The organism is Rhodococcus sp. MPR-R1B (assembly GCF_058793255.1).
This window is the reverse complement of record NZ_JBXAFO010000023.1, coordinates 1-17,861: the sequence shown is the minus strand read 5'-3', so window position 1 is coordinate 17,861 and position 17,861 is coordinate 1. Positions and strand designations below refer to the sequence as shown.

Genomic DNA, 17,861 nt, shown 5'->3' with positions numbered 1-17,861 from the left:
GGACTTCGATCACGTTTGTGATCGCAAACTCTGAGTTGTCGAGCAGTCGGGACACAGGCCCCAGTAAATGACCTCGGCTTCGTCGAGAACGAAACCGTTGTGCGCCGACGGCGTCAAACACGGTGCCTCTCCGACTGCGCAGTCGACATCTGCAACGACCCCACAGGACCGGCAGACGACGTGATGATGGTTGTCGCCGACGCGTGACTCGTACAGCGCCACCGATCCGGACGGTTGGATCCGCCGTATCAGCCCGGCGTCGGTGAGAGCGTGCAACACGTCGTAGACCGCCTGCCGCGACACCCCCGGCAGAACAGCCCGCACAGCATCGAAGACAGTCTCGGTGGCTGCGTGTGGGCGTGCATGCACAACCTCGAGCACCGTGACTCTGGGACGAGTCACGCGAAGCTCAGCGTTACGCAGTTGGGCTGCATAATCCGGCGTCGAAGGCACCTTTCCACTATTGCGCAATCTTCTGGACTGAACCCAGACTTTCGCGAAAATCATCGCTGACAGGGCCCTCCCGACCGATTCGTCCGTGCTGGAAGTGAGCCGGATTCCTCGCTCTTTCTGGCGTCCCCACACCGCCTTCAGGTTTGTTGTGCGTCGACGCGTCCTGCTGTGTGGTTCCACAAACTCCGACAATCTCCCCGTCGTCCAACTACCGTGAAAGGGAGAATCCGCCGAGGTCAGGAGTGCTCGTGCCCAAACTGGAGATCAAGAGGAAGTCAGAACTCTCACGGCAGGAAGTCGCCGACCGACTCATCGCCCTCGGCCAAGCCCTCGCCAGTGGATCGGAAGTGGAGCTGGGGTCGGGTGGGGACTCGATCGAAATCAGTGTTCCGGAACAGGTTCGGTGGGAACTCGAGATCGAAGTCGACGGCAACGAAGTCGAGATAGAAATCGAGATTCACTGGCGCGACGACCCTCAGGAAGAATCGGAAGAGAAGTCTCCGCCTCGCACCAAAGCAGTTCGTCGCAGCCGACCACGCAAGAGCACTTCCACATAGGCCGACTCGAATACGGTTGTTCGGCACTTACGGAGATGCCGACACCTCGAGAGACACGACGCGCAGCAGTGCTCGGAGGTCACTTTCGATCCGTCGAAACAGTTGATACACAACGATGAATCCGGCGATACCGCCCAAACACAGCGCACGGACTGTTGCGTTGAGTTCCTCACCGGCACCCGAACCGACAAAACTGAGCCCCGCGATTCCCACCAGTGGAACCGACGCCGCGACTGCGAGGTAACGCGTGCTGCTCCGACCCAACGAGCGAATATCGCGTCCGTCGTCGCTTCGTAACTCGCCGTGTGACAACAAGATCGGATACAGACATCGAACCGAGTAGTACGTCAGGATGAAGAACGGATACGCGACTGCGACGGCGCCGCACACCGCCAGCGACGACATCAGGTGCACGTAGGCTCGCTGCGGAATTCCGCCGGCGGCAATCTGCAATGCGACCGGATATGCGATACCGGCCAGAACCCACAGACCGAATGCGATCACGACCGCGCGATGTCCGACGTTCAGCGTCGCAGTACGCGCTTTGTTCAAGACCTCCGCGCTGTACGTCTGACCGTTGCGCAGTCCGTGAGGCACGGTGAGTGCAAGCCGACACCAATACAGGATCGCTGCGGCACCGAGAGAGAACGCAGCCACCCCGATGACCAGATGAACCTGCTCGAGATGCTGCTGAGCCTGCGGCGAGAGACCCGAGATGATCAGCATCTTGTTGTAGTAGTAGTTGTAGCCCGCCGCAAGAAGATTCGGAATTCCGATCGCGGCAAGCACTATCGGCAGCGCCCACTTCCACAGCGTCGAACGTGGACTCCCTTCCGGTGGGTCCACCAGATTGCGAGCAGACCGGTCCAGACACAGTGCGAACTGACGAGCCAACTTTCGGCCGCCAGACCACCTTCCGTCTCTCTCCGGCGAGAGAGACTTGACCAGAACTCGGCGCAGCGCCGGCGGACAGTCGTCCGGTAGCCGTGCCTCGGCTGCGGGATCCACCCCGCGCCGGCGGGCCTCGAGCGCCTTCTTGGGCGACGGTGGGTTCTCCCCCGATCCGTCGTCCGTGAAAGGCCTACTCCCGGTGAGGAGTTCCCACAACATCACGCCGAGTGCGTAAATGTCGCTACGGGTGTCGAGTGTGCCAGGCGCCCCCACCGCACAGGCCTCCAATTGCTCCGGAGACATGTAGGCAAGCGAGCCTCCGACAAAACAAGCAGCGTCCTCGGTCGAAACCTCCTCGCTCGAGCTGACGTTGAAGTCGGCGAGCTTGGGGATGCCTTCGACACTGAGCAGTACGTTCGCCGGCTTAATGTCCCGATGTAATACGCCGTGCTCACGCGCATACTCGAGGGCATCGGCCAGTCGCATCCCCATCCAGGCCACGGTCTCCGGCCACGACATCGCAGCGATCTCGCTCCTCAGGCTCGTCTCGCTGGGCTTCATCTCTCCCTTCTTCGCCAGGGTCTTGTCGATGGCGTCGAGAAGTAGTTGTCCGGACCGCTGCGCCTGCGGTGTCACGCGGACAAGTTTGACCACGTCGAGCAGGGTCCCACCCGGCACGTATTCCATGAACAGGACTCGCAGTGCGCGTTCCTCGAGCAACCGTTGATCGAAGACCCGGACGATGTTGGGATGGTCGAGCTGGGCGAGAGTCTGCGGCTCGACTCCGACGTTGCGCGAGATTTTCAACGCAACCCACCGCTGCATCGACAGTTGCCGAGCGAGGAACACTCGGGCGAATGCGCCGTGCCCGAGTTCCAACACCAGCTCGAAATCGTCCAGGTGCTGCCCGATTTCGAACTCGTCGAAACCCGACAGTCCCAACATCATCACCTCTTCGCGACCGACCATCGAATCACGGTCGAACATCTGCTCGAAACTCTCTGCCTGCAAGGGAAACTCGCTGAGGTACTCGGCTGCTGCGACGTCCTCCCCACCCTGCTTCCGCAGCCGGAACTCCTCGTACAGAAGCTCGGCCGGTAATGGTTCTTCGAGTAATTCGGGATACTCGGCACAGTAATCCGTGAGCCGTTTCGGGCAATCATTTTTCAGCCAGCGGTACTCCATGTCGATTCCGACCAGTTCGATCAGCGCCGCCCGACGAATCTTGGCTGGATCAGGCAGATAGTCGCTCAGGTCGGACGGGGTTCGTCCCTCCTCCCAATCCGCCACAAGGCGGCCGAGACCGTTTGCACCGTTCTGGCCGTCACGCACCACCCGCAGCGTTGAGGGGCGCAACTCGGTGACGGTGCCCCGTTCGGTCAGGGGCCCGCCCGCGATTGTCGCGTCACTGGCCTGCGCACCACGTTCATTCATGACACTTCTGTTCCGCACCTCGATCACAATGAATCGGAGTGACTCACTTCAGCGTAACCCCGGTGGTACTCCAGACCCCAGCGAATCTATTCGGCGTGAACTGCCGACTCCGTGCCGATGCGAACGAGTTCGTCGCGCTCTTTGATTTTGATCCGATCACGCCCATGCTTCACACCGAGGGCACGTTCGGCGGCATCGATGCGAAGCCATCCATCCCAATCGACGGGCACCACTCTGCCGGCCCCGAGGACCTCCGCGATCCGGCCGTGGCCGGCTCGACGCTCGTATACCGAATCCAACTGTCGCAGCAAGGTTTCGACGGTTTGGCGAGCGTCTGGCCGCGCCGCACCGATCAGCCCGGCGGCACCTCGCTTCATCCAGCCCGTCACAAACAAACCTGCGATCGGCGAGCCGCTCTCGTCGACCGCTGCGCCGCCCTGGTGCGCAACATTGCCGCGTCCGTGATCGAAAGGCACCCCGGCAAGTGGCGTCCCGAGAAATCCGATTGCCCGGTACACAGCTTGAACCGGATAGTCGGTACAGATACCCGAAGCGGTGACGTGACCATATCCGTCCGGGTCTGTCCGCTCGACGCGGAGTGCTTCGACTTTCCCGCTGCCGAGAATCTGCGCCGGCTGTCGGTAGAAGTGCAGGTGAACTCGGCGCCGGGAAGTCCGATCGGCAGAAGCAGCGTCCGCGAAACCACGGAGTGTCTCGACTGTCAGTCGGGTGTGCGCCAACTGTTTGGTCATCCGCTCGACATGCCGGTCCGGCGCGACATCGGCAGCATCGACGACAACATCTACGCCGGGTAGTTCACCGAGAGCGCGCAACTCGTTCGGGGAGAAGCGAGCGTCGGCGGGTCCGCGCCGGACAAAGATGTGTACTTCGCGAACTCGACTGCCGGCGATCCCTTCCCGAACTTGGTCGGAGACGTCCGTGGCCTGCAGCGATTGCGCCTCGGCGAGGAGCATACGGGTGACGTCGAGTGCGACGTTGCCACCTCCGATCACTGCGACCGATTCCGCGTTCAGCGGCCACTGCGGCGAGCTGTCCGGGTGATCGTTGTACCAACCGACAAACTCGGCGCCACCGAAAGAACCTGGAAGCTCGACGCCGGGAATGTCGAGAGGTGCATCCCGCGGCGCACCGGTTGCAATGATCACGGCATCGTAGGACGAACGTAGGTCATCGACGGAAAGGTCCTTTCCGATCTCCACGTTGCAGAACAGCCGGAACTCACTGGCGACCAGCGTGGTGTGCAGAGAATGGGCGAACTTTTCGGACTCGGGGTGCCCTGGTGCGAGACCGTAGCGCACCAGTCCGTACGGCGTCGGTAGACGCTCGAACACGTCTGTCTTGGTGCCGGGCGCAAGTTCGGCGAGAGCGCCGGCGGCGTGGATTCCCGCCGGCCCCGCTCCGACGATCGCGACACTGAGCGGTGGTGAGAAGAATCGGGGCGCCGCAGGCGGGGATACCGCTGGACCTCTGGCGTTGATCATCCCCCGAGGCTAGGACCTCAACTGCGCTGGAGATCAAGTCCGCTTTCAGCAGCCCGCTTTTCAGTAACCTTGCTCTGCAGGCTTGTGCTCGGTTGTGTAGCGGTAGAAGTCCGCTAGTTGGAGTTCGCCGGCAGCTGCCTCGTCGACTATGACGGTCACGTGTGGATGCAGCTGCAGCACCGACGCCGGGCAGAATGCCGAGACCGGACCTTCGACCGCGGCCCGGACGGCGGGCGCTTTGCGGGCGCCGTCCGCGATCAGGACGAGATGCCGTGCATCACTGATGGTTCCGAGTCCTTGCGTGATCACATGATGCGGTACGTCGGCTGGGTCTGCGAAGAACCGTGCATTGTCGGCGCGGGTCCTCTCGGTCAAGGTCTTCACTCGGGTGCGCGATGCAAGCGAGGAGGAGGGCTCGTTGAAACCGATGTGTCCGTTCAGGCCGATGCCGAGGATCTGCACGTCGATGGGACCGTTTTCGGCGATGGCAGCGTCGTAACGCCGGGCAGCGTCACTGGGATCCGCGGCCCCGCCGTCGGGGCTGAACACTCGCGCATTGTCGATGTCGAGGTGATCCACGAGTTCCGTGCGGATGGTGTGCGCGTAGGACTGCGGCTTATCGGACGTGAGACCTACATACTCGTCGAGAAGATACGCGCTCATCGCCGCGAACGACACTCCCGATTCTCGATGCCTCTTGATCAGCTCTCGATACGTGTGCAGCGGTGATGATCCGGTCGCGAGGCCGAGCGTCCGCGCTCCGTTTTCGATTGCGCCACAAACGATATCTGCAGCGATTCGCCCGCCGTCCTCCGGACTGGGAACTATGACGATTTCCATTCAGACTTCCTCGCCGCTCTTGCCCGCTCCGACGATGGCCTCACGTACCGAACCCGAAGCGCGGTCCAACAGTTCGGTTGCTTCGGCGAAGTCGCATTCGGCCAACAACATGACGACCGCTGCCTTCACATGACCATCGGCATCGTCGATGGTCTCCGCAGCGATCTCGGTATCGACTCCGGTGGCTGCCGCGACGATCCGGTTCGCACGATCGACAAGCTTGGCATTGGTCGGCCGAAGATCGACCATCAGATTGTGGAATGCCTTCCCGGAGCGAACCATACTGGCCGTGGAGAGCATGTTGCACACCATCTTCTGCGCAGTTCCGGCCTTGAGCCTCGTCGATCCGGTGAGGATTTCGGGGCCGGTCTCCACTTCGATGGCCACGCCGGCGTGAGAACTCATTGCCGCGTTCCGGTTGCACGAGACTGCCACTGTTGCAGCGCCGAGTTCGCGGGCGTGATCGAGTCCCCCGATGACGTAGGGGGTACGACCGCTGGCAGCCAGACCCACCACGACGTCGTTGGCGTTCAACGAGATTGCGTCGAGATCGACCCCAGCCGCTCGCGGATCGTCCTCTGCCCCCTCGACGGCGTTCAGAAACGCTCCAGGGCCACCGGCGATGATGCCGATCACCTCGCCCGGATCGGTCCCGAACGTCGGAGGGCATTCCACCGCGTCGAGAACTCCCAGACGCCCACTTGTCCCCGCTCCCAGGTAGATCAGTCGACCACCTTGTGCTCGGGCCGCGACGATCAAGTCGACTGCGACTTCGATGGCGGGTAGTACCGCTGCCACCGCGTCGGCCACGATTGAGTCCTGTTGATTCATCACCGTCAGCAGACCCGACACCGACATGACATCGAGATCGCGGGTCAGAGGGTTGGGTCTCTCGGTGGAGAGCATTTCCAATTGCATTGTGGCGAGTCCTCCTCGATCGATATTCATTACGACGACTCCTCGTCAGTACTCACAGCGACGACTCCTCGTCAGTACTCACAGCGACGACTCCTCGTCAGTACTCACAGCGACGACTCCTCGTCAGTGCCGCTTCGAAGCAATGGCATCATGGCTTCGTTGCAGAGCAGAGAGTGCGCTGGGCAGCGAGTGCGCCACCATCGCAAAAATTGTGTCGACTACCAACAGCTGACCGGTGCGGCTTGCCATCGCAGCCGATCGGAAACCGAATTCTCTACCGGCAGTGAGCAGAACGTGATGTGACTGCACGGCAAGCGTCGATCGTGCCCCTCCGGTGATCGCAGCCGTCGACGCCCCGGTTCGGCGGGCAAGGGCAAGTGGTTCCACGACATCCGAAGTCTCACCTGAATGTGAGATCCCCACTGCGATGTCGTCCGGTCCGAGCAAGCTGGCGCTGACCATGGCCGCGTCTCGGTCGAGATGAACCCGGCAGTTGACGTCGATGCGAGAGAGCTTCAACGTGAGGTCTTGCGCGACGATGCCAGAGGCGCCGATGCCGTAGACCTCGACGCGGCGGGCGGATCGAATCCGGGACACAACTTCTTCGAGCGCAGCAGGATCTGTCAATTGCGCCGTGCCCTTGAGTTGTTCGGATTCGAACTCGGCGAGCTTGGCCATCACCTCACCGGCCGAGTCGGCAGCAACGATGTCCACACCGAGCGGGATCGTGTTCTCTGTACCGGACCCGCTGATAGCCGCCAGAGCGAGACGAAGCTGTGGATAACCCTCGAAACCGAGCCGTTTGGCTGTGCGGACCACTGTCGCCGTGCTTGTCGACGCTCGTTCAGCAAGATCGTTGACCGTCAGTGTGGACGCCAGACTGGGATCGGCTTCGATGATTTCGGCGATCCGCAGCTCGGCAGGCGAGAGGCTACTCAGTGATGCACGAATACGAGCAAGCAGGTCGACGGACGCCGGAGCACTCCGGTCCAAAGTCATAACGCCTCGATTCGCATCGTTCTCGGAGCTGACGGCACCGATGTGATTCTAGGCAGCCCACGGCTTCCTGGCGTCAGAGATCCGAGCACACTGGCGTGACGCGCACCGGTGCACGAAGCAATGCTGCCGGGCAATCCGTGCGCGGTGAGATAGCCGAGAACCGCGAAAGCCAATGCTTCCTTGATATCGGAGGTGACGCCGAGCTCGTCCGAAGAGACAAGCGCTATGTCGCCCAGTTCGTCACGGAGCATCGCCATCAACGTCGGATTCTTGGTGCCACCGCCTGACACCACTACTTCGATAGCCGCGAGTGCTTTGACGGAATCGGCGACGGTCCGGGCGGTCAGTGCAGTCAGTGTCGCGACGATGTCGGCCAGAGACAACGACTCGTAGCCACGCAGAGCGGCGAGCAGATAGTCCCGATGGAACAATTCTTTGCCCGTGCTCTTGGGAGCGGGCCGCGCGTAATACGGTTCGCTCAGTAGTTGTGCCAGCAGATCGACGTTCGGTGTGCCCGCTGCGCCCAGAGCCCCACCGAGATCGAACCACTGCTCCCCGGCAGTGAATTCGCCTACCGCAGCGTCGATCAGCGCATTTGCGGGGCCGGTGTCGAAGGCAATCGGCACTGCGGCACCTTCTGCCGTCGATGTCGGGACGCCACCCGGAGCAGTGACGTTCGCGATGCCACCGAGATTGAGCGCGACGGAACCCGAAGTTCTTCCGTTGAGCCACAATACGTCGAATGCGCTGACAAGTGGAGCGCCCTGACCACCCGTCGCCACGTCGCGAGAGCGCAGGTCCGACACGACCGTGCATCCGGTCTTCTCGGCTATCCAGGCCGGCTGCCCGAGCTGGAGAGTGCCTTTTACTTGCGCTCCTTCGACCCAGTGGAACATCGTCTGACCATGTGAGGAGATCAATTCCGCACTGCCACCGCACAGTTCCGCGTTCGCCCGCGCAGCCACGGCCGCGAATGCCTGTCCGATCTCGGTGTCGAGTTGGCAGATCTGACCGACAGTGGTGGACGCCGGCGGTACCGCAGCAGCCACCGCTGCCCGCAACTCACCGGAATATGGTTCGCTGACCATCCCCAGTGGGGTCAGCACAAGAGTGTCCCCGTCGATCCGGATGTCTGCTGCGGCAGCATCGATAGCGTCGTACGAAGTACCGGACATCAGACCGATGACTCTCATGAAATATCCCTTACTCGCATCGTTTCGGCATTCGGAAGAACTGCAGTCAGTCGACGAGTGCCCGCTTGTGGGCATTCCCTCGCAAGGTACTCAAGGCGATCGCGCTGACGGCGCACGTTGCCATCACGAAGTAGGCCGGAATATCGAGATTGGACGTTTCCTTGATCAACCACGTGATGATCAGACCGGCGCAGCCCGAAAAGACCGCGTTGGACAGGGAGTATGCGAGTCCCAATCCGGTGTACCGGACCGAGGTGGGGAACATCTCGGAGAGCATGGCGGGTCCTGGTCCGGCAACAAGTCCCACTGCGGCGCCGGCGGCAAACACTGCAAATCCCTTGGCTGTCAGAGACGTCTGCTCATTCTGCAGGACGTTGAGCAGCGGCAGAGCCAAGACCAGAATTATCACGGTGCCGGTGAGCATGACCGCGCGTCGTCCGATGCGATCGCTGAGTCCACCCGCGATCGGAATGGTCACCGCGAAGCCCGCATTGGCTAGCACGGAAGCAACAAGTGCCTGATGGAAAGTCGCGTTGAGTGAACTCTGAAGATAAGTCGGCATCACGACGAGGAACGTGTAACCAGCAGCAGACCACCCCATCAACCGCCCGATTCCGAGCAGAATCGCCTTGGCTGTCTCTCCGACAGTCGGCTGCACTACAGGCGCCGCTTCATCAGCTGTCGGTTCGGACTGGACTGATCGAGCACGCTCGAACGACGGCGTTTCTTCGAGGCGGAGCCTGAGCCACAGAGCAACCAGACCCATCGGAAGTGCAAGGAGGAACGGAATGCGCCAGCCCCAGTCACCGAGCTGTCCCGGGTCGAGGACAGTGGCGAGGAGTGCTGCGATACCCGCACCGGCGAGCAGTCCGAGTGCGACGGTGAACGACTGCCACGAGCCGTACAGCCCACGTCGTCCGGGCGGAGCGAACTCGGTCATCACCGACACTGCACCGCCGAACTCACCACCGGCCGACAATCCCTGCAGAATTCGAAGGACCGTCAAGAGCAGCGGTGCCAGAATTCCGACGCTCTCGTAGGTGGGCAGCACACCGATCAGGGTCGTCGCACCCGACATCAGCAGAAGAACGATCACCAAGGTGGGGCGTCGGCCGATGCGGTCACCGAGTCGACCGAACAGCGCGGCCCCCACTGGGCGGAAGAAGAAGGCCAGCGCAAACGACGCGTAGGTCTTGATCAGGCTTTCGAGGTCGCCGGAGCCGTCGGCGCTGAAGAAGTTCGACGCGATGATCGTCGCGAAGAACCCGTACACACCGAACTCGTACCACTCGATGAAATTTCCGACGGAGCCGGCGACGAGCGCCCTGCGCCGTTTGAGCTGCGCACCATCGTTCCGTGTCTGCACTGTGATGCCCATGCCGTCCTCCGTTGACGAAACCCGAATATGCAACAAAGTTTCATCTGAACAGAGTAGAAATGTCAAGAAGTTTCACGATTGGATTTTTACTACGCCCCGAAGCCTTATGCTCCCGCGAACGTGAATGCCTCCGCCCGTTCGAACTGGTCAGTGGAGTCACCGGAATAGACGGTGCTCTCGTTCGGTCCGAGTCCGAGCTTTCGGACGGGTGTCCCTTCCGCGAGATCCATCGACGCCACGTCCACCCAGAAGATATTGGGCGTCATCGCCGACTCGAAGAAATAGAGCGTGCGTTTGTGATCGACGACGGTGCGCCAACGGGTCGATGAAATGTTGGGCTCATCGGGAGTCGAAATCCCCAGGGGCACCGACACATTCCGAATAACACTGAAGGTGGATGCCAACGCCGCCCGCGGATCGTCCGTCTGCGGTATCGCATCGACATAGAACGACGCCCGAGCGAATCTGTCAGCGGCACGGTTGGTTCCGGGCAGCATGACGGTTCCGTTGATCTGCTTCCAGTACTCGTTGACGGCGAGTTGCTGATCGAAGATCGGCGAATTGGTCATCACCTGGTACTCACGGCTGTGATGAATCGTCGGGCGTCCACCGACGTACTCGATGATCGCGCTGTCTCCCCCAGCGTCCGAGAGCGACATGTGCAGCGTTGCGAGGCGGTCTTCGCCGGGAACGGCAGCGGTCACTACCGTGAACGGTTCCGACGCGAGCACTTCGACCGCTTCCTGAACTGTCGCAAAGCTGTCCAGGACGTATTGCGCCCACGCCGCGATCGACAATCCCGGGGTCGAACCGTCATACGTCGGGTACTCGGACTCGACCAACCACAAAAGATTGGCAGACAGCCCAGCCTCGTTGACCCCGTCGGTCGTGCACATGTCGTAGGCCGTCGCGACAACACTTCCGTATTTCGACGTCCACTGTATCGAGTTCGGACCTGCACAGCCCTCTCTGGTCATGCCGCGCGGGAATGCCCAGAGGTTTGTTCCGAGGTCGACCTTCCAATCCATCGATCGAGCAGTGATCACAGTGTCGTTGGGCCCCAAGTAGACCAAGCGTGTACACATCGAAAGCTATCCCTTCGTTACGGCGTGACGATATTGAAACTGGGATCGAAGGTATCGAGCAACCCTCCCAGCGTCTCGAGCGCTGATTCGTCTCCGTCGAGCGAAATCTGCCCGGCCTTGGCCAGTTCGGCGGCCGCGCCCGGTTGAAGAAGCGCTCCCACGAGCGCCGCCTTCGGGCCCGAGACCGTCAGTTGTGTGTTCGGTGACGCACCCTTACGTGCATTGAGGACACCGCGCTTGACCCACGCAGTCCATGCCTCGTCGCCGCGATCGGTGAACACGAAATCGATCCGCAGTTCCGCGTCGGTGGCCTTGCCGCCGATGAGATGTATTGCAACGAAGTCGAAGAGGATGTCGATGGGCATCGCGAGGACACTGTCCTGACTTGCCGTGACGTACGGGGCAGGCTGGGCGCCCTCGCGTAGTTCCAATGCGGCCGAGAGATAGATCCCACGCCACTGCGGCCCTTCGGCTTGATAGCCCATCTGCTCGTAGACGTCGGCTTGCAGGTTCCTCGCTTCGGCGTTCTCCGGTTGCGCGAACACCAACTTGTGCAGGATCTCTGCCGCCCATCGGTAGTCCGCGGCGTCGAATGCCCGCTTACCCTCGTCCAGGATCTTCTGCGCGCCAAGGAGATCGACGAACCTCTTCGCCGATTCGACCGGCGGATGAGGATGAAGCGACACCGGATCGCCGTCCCACATTCCCAGTTCCTTGGTGTACACGGCGCGAACGTCGTGGTGCAGAGTGCCGTGATATCCGCGGTTGTACCACTTGCGCCCGAGTTCGTCCGGTAGTTCGATCACCTCGGCAGCTTCGAGCGGCGTGTACCCCTTGTTCGCGAGACGGAGTGCCTGGTCGTGAATGTACTTGTAAGTGTCCCTTTGCGATTCGATGAACGGCACCAGGTTCTCGTTACCCCACACCGGCCACGTGTGCGGTCCGTAGTGAACAGCCGCGTCGTCTCCCCACCGCTCGAGAGTCTCGTCCAGATACCGCGCGAAGTTCCGAGCGTCGCGAGTGCGCGCACCTCTTAAGGTCTGGATGTTGTGGAGCGAATGATTGGCATTCTCCGCACAGGTCAGCGCGGCGAGTTCGGGGATCCAGATGTGCATTTCCTCCGGGGCCTCGGTATCCGGCGCGTAGAGGAACTCGAATTCCAGACCGGCTATCTCACGCTTCGTTCCGGTCTCCGTGATGCTGTCAGTGGGGGAAATATACGAGACAAGTGGACCTTTCGTGCTGATCGTGCCGATGCCGCAGGTAACCATCCCTTTGGCATCGAGATCGAGCAATCCACCGAAGGCGTAGAAGGACCGTCTCGCCATGGCATTTCCGGCGACGACGTTTTCCCCGATCGCGAACTTGTCGAACGACGCGATCGTGCCCGGTGCGATGATCGGAACTCGCCCGGACGTCACGTCGTCCAGATCGACGATCCCTTTGACTCCGCCGTAGTGGTCGATGTGGGTGTGCGTGTAGATGATCGCCGAAACTGGCTTGTCGCTGACGTGCTCACGAATCATCTTCATACCCTGGCGCGCCGATTCGACCCCCGCCATACAGTCGATGACGATCAGTCCCTCGCCACCTTCGACAACCGTCAAATTTGCCAGGTCGTTGTTCCGTACCTGGTAAAGGCGATCCGTCACCTGATACAGACCACCTCGGCGCATCAGTTGTCCTTGACGCCACAGGCTCGGATTGACTGTCTCCGGCGCGGCAACATCGTCACCGAGGTATGCCATCGCATCAGGATCGAAGACCGTATGCCCGTCATCGGCGACAACCTTGCCCGGCAACGGAGCGATCAACCCTCGATCCGCGTCGGCAAAATCCTGCCGGTCGTCCATGGCATACCGTGCGACTGCCTCGCGATTCGCCGTGACTGTGGCCGGTGTTGCGTCCTTCGGTGTCTGGCACATGGCACTCCCCGCTCGGATACGACGATCTGATACCCCATCATCTGTATCGGTTGGGCACGCGCTTGGAATCACCCGCGCAGGGTGAAGCTCCCACGAACACGCGAGGTGATCAGCCGGGGAGTTCCTCGGAATTCCGAGATGCGAGTGCAATCACCAGGACCGCGATCCCACATCCGGCAACCAGGATCCATCCCGACCTCGATGCCTGCGCGACATCCACCGATGCACTGCCGCCGATGATGCCACCGGCCAGCGCAACACCGAGAGCAGCACCGAATTGGCGTGCACTGGAGGTTATTCCACCAGCAAGCCCCGCCTGCGATCTCGGCAACCCGTTGACGGCGGTGTTGGTGATCGGGGCATTCGAGAACCCGAATCCGATACCGAGGAACAGGTAAGCGGCCAAGAGCATCGGAATCGCCGTGTTGTTGTCGAGCGAGACCAGGCACAGTCCACCGAGCGTCGTGAAACTACCGGCGATCAGCAGCGGTCGCCGCGGGCCGAAGCGTCCGACGAGTATTCCGGACAACGGCGCGCAGACCGTTGCCGCAACGGCCATCGGGAGGGTGATCGCGCCGGCCAGGGCCGGACTCATACCGCGGGAGTGCTGCAAGTAGAACGTGCCGAGCAGTAGCGTCGCGTTCAACGCCACGAACACCACGACAGCGCCGATCACAGCCGACGAGAACGTTCTGCGGCGAAAGAGTGCCAGATCCATCAGTGGCTCGCGCTTGCGTGATTCGACGCGGATGAATGCGGCCAACGCTGCAGCAACAACGACATACCCTGCCGTCGCCGCGGCAGAGAACCATCCGATTCGCGGACCCTCGATCAGAAGGGCGACCGCCCCGCCGACAAGAATCACCAGTAGCAACTGACCGGGAAGATCGAGTCGTCGCGACTGCTGCGCTCGGGACTCCGGAACAAACACAGCAGTCAAGACGAGCACGGCCAAGATCACCGGCACGTTGATCCAGAAAACCGATCGCCAGCCGAAACTTTCGATGAGCACGCCGCCGACGATCGGCCCTGCCGCCATACTCAGGCCGAAGACCGCGGCCCACACCCCGATTGCCTTGGCCCGCTCCTTCGGGTCGGTCATCACGTTGACGACGATCGCCAAGGCAACCGGACTGAGCATCGACCCGCCGACGCCTTGGACGATCCGCGCCGCGATCAACATCTCGACGGACGGAGCGAGCGCGCAGGCAATCGACGCCACCCCGAAGACGACGAGCCCGATCTGAAAGACTCGTCTCCTGCCGAAACGATCGGCCACTGCTCCGGACGAGATCAGCAAGCTCGCCAGGACGAGTGTGTATGCGTTGACGACCCATTCCAGACCACGGGTTCCGACGCGAAATCCCTCACCGATCGTCGGCAGGGCCACGTTGACGATGGTGGTGTCCAACCCGACGACGAACAGGCTCGTGCAGCAGATCGCCAGGATGCCCCATCGCCGCCCTGCATCGAGTCCGATCACTTGCGGTTCGATCCCGCTCGAAGGTTTCATGGTCGGACTCCATCTCTCGAAGTGCTCTGCCGTACTCGACTGTTGAAGGATCGTTGCTCTCCAGCGTCCGAAGCCGGTAGAAATTTTGCGGAAACTGCAAAGATGGACAGCATGGATGCTGAATTCGAGCAGTTGATCACCGATATCGGACCGAGACTGCGCACGCTCCGACGCGATCGCGGATTGACCCTCGAGGGCCTGTCCGAGGCCACCGGCGTCTCCGTCAGCGCACTCTCACGCCTCGAATCGGGGAAGCGTCGTCCCACCCTCGATCTGCTGTTGCCGCTTGCCCGAGCGCACCGGGTCGCGCTGGACCAACTCGTCGGCGCCCCCGCTACGGGCGATCCTCGGGTTCACCTCACCCCGAGCCGACGCAAGAACGGCAGTGCCGTCGTTCCGTTGACGCGCTATCCCGGCCGCGTGCAGGTCTTCAAGCAGGTGATCGGTCCGCGTCCACCGAAGCTCGTCACCCACGCCGGCTACGAATGGCTCTACGTCCTCGCCGGGGATCTGCGTCTCATCCTGGGGGCGAACGAGGTTCTCCTACACCCCGGGGAAGTCGCGGAGTTCGACACTGCCGAGCCCCACTGGTTCGGGCCTGCCGATGAACAGGTGGTGGAAATCTTGCATCTTTTCGGCCCGCAAGGCGAGAAGGCACACGTGCGCACGAAGGCAAAAACTACTACTGCACAAGACCTGGTTCCCGAAAGTTAGTTCACTGCATGCGTTTTCAATCGGTTCGACAGTGTGTGAGCGTGCTCGAGGAGCAGCGTTCCCAACTCGGCATGACGCGCGGGCCGGAAGCGAGTTTCCACTCCGGTCAGGCTCAACGCCCAGGCCGGGCGACCGTTGCGGTCGAACACCGCGGCACCCATCCCCCAGCTTCCCTCGACGATGAGGGCTGGATTGACGGCGTAGCCGGTGACCCGCGTCGACTCGATTCGCTCTCGAATCGATGTCTCACTGTGGATCTCACCCCATTCCGAATCCAGATTCACCCGGGCGAAATAGTCGTCGACGTCCCGCGCCGGTAGGTGGCTCAAGATGGCAAGGCCGGCCGACGCGACTCCCAACGGGAAACGCTTCCCCTCGTGCAGCACGTGAGATCGCAGCGGAAAACTGCCTTCCTGACTCAGGATGCAGACAGTCTCGTCACCTCGACGTGCCGACAGGAATGCGCTCTCCCCCGTGACCCGGGCAAGTTCGTCGACGACGTCGCGAGCGCGGTCGGTGATGTCGTACCGATTTCCGGCCGCCGCCCCCAAGAGGTACAACTCCGGACCGAGCGACCACCGACCGGTTCGTGCGTCACGGTCGACCAGCCCTTCGGCAGCCAAGGACGTGAGCAGTCGGTGCGCGGTGGGCCGAGCGAGGCCGGTGAGCTTGCCCAACTCCGTGGTGGAAGCGCCCGTTGGTTCGGACGCGCCGAGGGCTCGTAGAAGTGCCGCCACCCGCGCGACCATGGCCGGCGATTGCTCGTGAGTTGGCATGCCTTTATCCTAGCGTCCATTCAGTGAACGAATTTTCTTCAGACGATCAGTAGTCGATCAGTTCTCGGTTGATGTTCGATATTCCTTGAACCTGTGAACTGGAGATAGTTCACTGGATATCGAAGTGAGTGAGTGTCTACTCAATGAACGCCTGGCAGGGAGAGAACATGACAGCAAAGGTGTACGAGTCCGCAGCAGACGCGGTCGCCGACATCGTCGACGGCGCAACGCTGGCAGTCGGCGGATTCGGTTTGTGCGGCATCCCCGACGTGTTGATCGACGCGATCGCAGCTACGAGTGCAACCGACCTCGAGGTGTTCTCCAACAACTGCGGCGTCGACGATCACGGCCTCGGAATCTTGCTGAGCGCGGGACGTATCCGACGGGTGACCGCGTCGTACGTCGGTGAGAACAAGGAGTTCGCCCGGCAGTACCTGGCCGGCGAACTCGAAGTGGAACTGACGCCGCAGGGAACGCTCGCTGAGCGTCTGCGCGCCGGCGGAACCGGAATCCCGGCATTCTTCACACCGGCCGGAGTGGGTAGCCCCATCTCCGACGGCGGAATGCCATGGCGCTACGACGCCGACGGCTCGATCGCTATTGCATCGCCTCCGAAGGAGACTCGCGTCTTCGGAACCAAGCGTTACGTGATGGAAGAGGCGATCAACGCCGACTACGCACTCGTGCACGCTGTTCTCGGAGACACCGACGGCAACCTCGTGTTCGACAAGACCGCGATGAACTTCAACCCGCTCGCCGCGATGGCGGGACGGGTCACCATCGCGCAGGTGGAACGTCTGGTCGAGCCCGGTGAAATCGACCCGGCATCGGTGCACCTGCCCGGAGTCTTCGTGCAGAGAATTGTGCACACCGGCCCTCAGAACAAGCGAATCGAAAAGCGAACCGTCAGCGCTTCGGAAGGAACCTCACGATGACCGCACCAGTGACAGTGACGGGTTGGACGCGCCAGCAGATGGCAGCGCGGGCGGCTGCAGAGATGATCGACGGGGAGTACGTCAATCTCGGAATCGGCCTTCCCACACTGATTCCCGGATACCTGGGCTCGGACGTTCGTGTGGTCCTGCACTCGGAGAACGGAATTCTCGGCACCGGACCGTATCCCACCGAGGACAACGTCGATCCTGACCTCATCAACGCCGGCAAAGAGACCGTGACCGTCAACCCCGGTGCAGCATATTTTGATTCGGCCCTCTCGTTCGGGATGATCCGCGGCGGCCACATCGACACCGCAGTCCTCGGCGGTATGCAGGTGTCGAAGACGGGTGACCTCGCAAACTGGATGGTCCCCGGCAAGATGGTCAAGGGCATGGGCGGCGCAATGGACCTCGTCCACGGTGCCCGGCGTGTCATCGTCGTCATGGAGCACAACGACCGCGACGGCAACCCCAAGATCGTCGACGCGTGCACCCTGCCCCTGACCGGCCAGGGCGTGGTGAATCGGATCATCACCAACCTCGCCGTCATCGACGTGAGCGACGAAGGCCCACTCGTCCTGCGTGAACTCGCCCCCGATGTCAGCGTCGAAGACGTAGTCGCCGCAACCGGCACCGAACTGAAAGTTGAACTGGCATGACCGACACGACAACTGTGATTGTTGCGGGAGCTCGTACCCCGATGGGTCGACTCCTCGGATCGTTGAAAGACCTCTCCGGGTCCGACCTC

16 protein-coding genes are annotated in these 17,861 nt (G+C 61.7%); 4 read left to right on the top strand and 12 right to left on the bottom strand.

The features are described 5' to 3' along the window. Positions 1 to 9: 9 nt before the first annotated feature. A complete protein-coding gene (locus tag AC1Q61_RS25185; RefSeq protein WP_037129600.1) occupies positions 10 to 453 on the bottom strand; it encodes a Fur family transcriptional regulator in 444 nt (147 codons plus the stop codon). Between the two features lie 248 nt (positions 454 to 701). Between AC1Q61_RS25185 and AC1Q61_RS25180 the strand changes: the two genes are divergently transcribed. After that, on the top strand, positions 702 to 1,010 hold the full coding sequence (locus AC1Q61_RS25180; protein ID WP_037129603.1) for an amphi-Trp domain-containing protein: 309 nt from the start codon (positions 702 to 704) through the stop codon (positions 1,008 to 1,010). Between the two features lie 27 nt (positions 1,011 to 1,037). Here the strand turns inward: AC1Q61_RS25180 and AC1Q61_RS25175 are convergent, their stop codons facing one another. The 10 genes from AC1Q61_RS25175 to AC1Q61_RS25130 all read right to left on the bottom strand — a co-directional run bounded on the left by AC1Q61_RS25175 (position 1,038) and on the right by AC1Q61_RS25130 (position 14,688). Continuing rightward, a complete protein-coding gene (locus AC1Q61_RS25175; protein WP_492651233.1) occupies positions 1,038 to 3,335 on the bottom strand; it encodes a serine/threonine-protein kinase in 2,298 nt (765 codons plus the stop codon). 86 nt (positions 3,336 to 3,421) lie between these two features. Then, entirely contained in the window at positions 3,422 to 4,837 is a 1,416-nt protein-coding gene (locus AC1Q61_RS25170; protein ID WP_492651234.1) for an FAD-dependent oxidoreductase, read from the bottom strand. Between the two features lie 60 nt (positions 4,838 to 4,897). After that, positions 4,898 to 5,677 (bottom strand): glucosamine-6-phosphate deaminase, encoded by a 780-nt coding sequence (nagB, locus tag AC1Q61_RS25165; protein WP_161120330.1) that lies wholly within the window; start codon positions 5,675 to 5,677, stop codon positions 4,898 to 4,900. Further along, positions 5,678 to 6,595: an N-acetylmuramic acid 6-phosphate etherase gene (murQ, locus tag AC1Q61_RS25160; protein ID WP_228402266.1), complete on the bottom strand. Its 918-nt coding sequence runs from the start codon at positions 6,593 to 6,595 to the stop codon at positions 5,678 to 5,680. A gap of 123 nt (positions 6,596 to 6,718) precedes the next feature. After that, on the bottom strand, positions 6,719 to 7,594 hold the full coding sequence (locus AC1Q61_RS25155; protein WP_003941452.1) for a MurR/RpiR family transcriptional regulator: 876 nt from the start codon (positions 7,592 to 7,594) through the stop codon (positions 6,719 to 6,721). Continuing rightward, complete coding sequence (locus tag AC1Q61_RS25150) at positions 7,591 to 8,787, bottom strand: anhydro-N-acetylmuramic acid kinase (protein ID WP_065456047.1); 1,197 nt, start codon at positions 8,785 to 8,787, stop codon at positions 7,591 to 7,593. The genes AC1Q61_RS25155 and AC1Q61_RS25150 overlap by 4 nt, the downstream gene beginning before the upstream one ends. Before the next feature lie 46 nt (positions 8,788 to 8,833). After that, entirely contained in the window at positions 8,834 to 10,165 is a 1,332-nt protein-coding gene (locus AC1Q61_RS25145) for an MFS transporter (protein WP_054826857.1), read from the bottom strand. A 104-nt stretch (positions 10,166 to 10,269) separates the two neighbouring features. Continuing rightward, a complete protein-coding gene (locus AC1Q61_RS25140; protein WP_065456048.1) occupies positions 10,270 to 11,250 on the bottom strand; it encodes a linear amide C-N hydrolase in 981 nt (326 codons plus the stop codon). Between the two features lie 17 nt (positions 11,251 to 11,267). Then, positions 11,268 to 13,175: an alkyl/aryl-sulfatase gene (locus AC1Q61_RS25135; RefSeq protein WP_065456049.1), complete on the bottom strand. Its 1,908-nt coding sequence runs from the start codon at positions 13,173 to 13,175 to the stop codon at positions 11,268 to 11,270. Between the two features lie 109 nt (positions 13,176 to 13,284). Further along, entirely contained in the window at positions 13,285 to 14,688 is a 1,404-nt protein-coding gene (locus AC1Q61_RS25130; RefSeq protein ID WP_065456050.1) for an MFS transporter, read from the bottom strand. 111 nt (positions 14,689 to 14,799) lie between these two features. Here AC1Q61_RS25130 and AC1Q61_RS25125 point away from each other — a divergent pair, with 111 nt between their 5' ends. Further along, positions 14,800 to 15,402 carry a helix-turn-helix domain-containing protein gene (locus AC1Q61_RS25125; RefSeq protein ID WP_037129607.1) on the top strand — a complete coding sequence of 201 codons (603 nt, stop codon included), beginning with the start codon at positions 14,800 to 14,802 and terminating at the stop codon, positions 15,400 to 15,402. Here AC1Q61_RS25125 and AC1Q61_RS25120 read toward each other — a convergent pair. Further along, positions 15,399 to 16,178, bottom strand: a complete 780-nt coding sequence (locus AC1Q61_RS25120; protein WP_003941461.1) for an IclR family transcriptional regulator — start codon at positions 16,176 to 16,178, stop codon at positions 15,399 to 15,401. The two genes, AC1Q61_RS25125 and AC1Q61_RS25120, sit on opposite strands and share 4 nt — an antisense overlap. Before the next feature lie 167 nt (positions 16,179 to 16,345). Between AC1Q61_RS25120 and AC1Q61_RS25115 the strand changes: the two genes are divergently transcribed. Both AC1Q61_RS25115 and AC1Q61_RS25110 read left to right on the top strand, forming a co-directional pair. Then, positions 16,346 to 17,113, top strand: a complete 768-nt coding sequence (locus tag AC1Q61_RS25115; RefSeq protein WP_153211317.1) for a CoA transferase subunit A — start codon at positions 16,346 to 16,348, stop codon at positions 17,111 to 17,113. Then, the gene (locus AC1Q61_RS25110; protein ID WP_020906493.1) at positions 17,110 to 17,772 is read left to right on the top strand and encodes a 3-oxoacid CoA-transferase subunit B; all 663 of its coding nucleotides are present in this window, start codon (positions 17,110 to 17,112) and stop codon (positions 17,770 to 17,772) included. The genes AC1Q61_RS25115 and AC1Q61_RS25110 overlap by 4 nt, the downstream gene beginning before the upstream one ends. The last annotated feature ends 89 nt before the right edge of the window (positions 17,773 to 17,861 follow it).

Coding starts and splice junctions, on each gene's coding strand:
- AC1Q61_RS25170 (WP_492651234.1), bottom strand. CDS start 4,837: ATGATCAACGCCAGAGGTCCAGCGGTATCCCCGCCTGCGGCGCCCCGA.
- AC1Q61_RS25120 (WP_003941461.1), bottom strand. CDS start 16,178: ATGCCAACTCACGAGCAATCGCCGGCCATGGTCGCGCGGGTGGCGGCA.
- murQ (WP_228402266.1), bottom strand. CDS start 6,595: ATGCAATTGGAAATGCTCTCCACCGAGAGACCCAACCCTCTGACCCGC.
- AC1Q61_RS25110 (WP_020906493.1), top strand. CDS start 17,110: ATGACCGCACCAGTGACAGTGACGGGTTGGACGCGCCAGCAGATGGCA.
- AC1Q61_RS25130 (WP_065456050.1), bottom strand. CDS start 14,688: ATGAAACCTTCGAGCGGGATCGAACCGCAAGTGATCGGACTCGATGCA.
- nagB (WP_161120330.1), bottom strand. CDS start 5,677: ATGGAAATCGTCATAGTTCCCAGTCCGGAGGACGGCGGGCGAATCGCT.
- AC1Q61_RS25145 (WP_054826857.1), bottom strand. CDS start 10,165: ATGGGCATCACAGTGCAGACACGGAACGATGGTGCGCAGCTCAAACGG.
- AC1Q61_RS25115 (WP_153211317.1), top strand. CDS start 16,346: ATGACAGCAAAGGTGTACGAGTCCGCAGCAGACGCGGTCGCCGACATC.
- AC1Q61_RS25155 (WP_003941452.1), bottom strand. CDS start 7,594: ATGACTTTGGACCGGAGTGCTCCGGCGTCCGTCGACCTGCTTGCTCGT.
- AC1Q61_RS25175 (WP_492651233.1), bottom strand. CDS start 3,335: ATGAATGAACGTGGTGCGCAGGCCAGTGACGCGACAATCGCGGGCGGG.
- AC1Q61_RS25150 (WP_065456047.1), bottom strand. CDS start 8,787: ATGAGAGTCATCGGTCTGATGTCCGGTACTTCGTACGACGCTATCGAT.
- AC1Q61_RS25135 (WP_065456049.1), bottom strand. CDS start 13,175: ATGTGCCAGACACCGAAGGACGCAACACCGGCCACAGTCACGGCGAAT.
- AC1Q61_RS25125 (WP_037129607.1), top strand. CDS start 14,800: ATGGATGCTGAATTCGAGCAGTTGATCACCGATATCGGACCGAGACTG.
- AC1Q61_RS25140 (WP_065456048.1), bottom strand. CDS start 11,250: ATGTGTACACGCTTGGTCTACTTGGGGCCCAACGACACTGTGATCACT.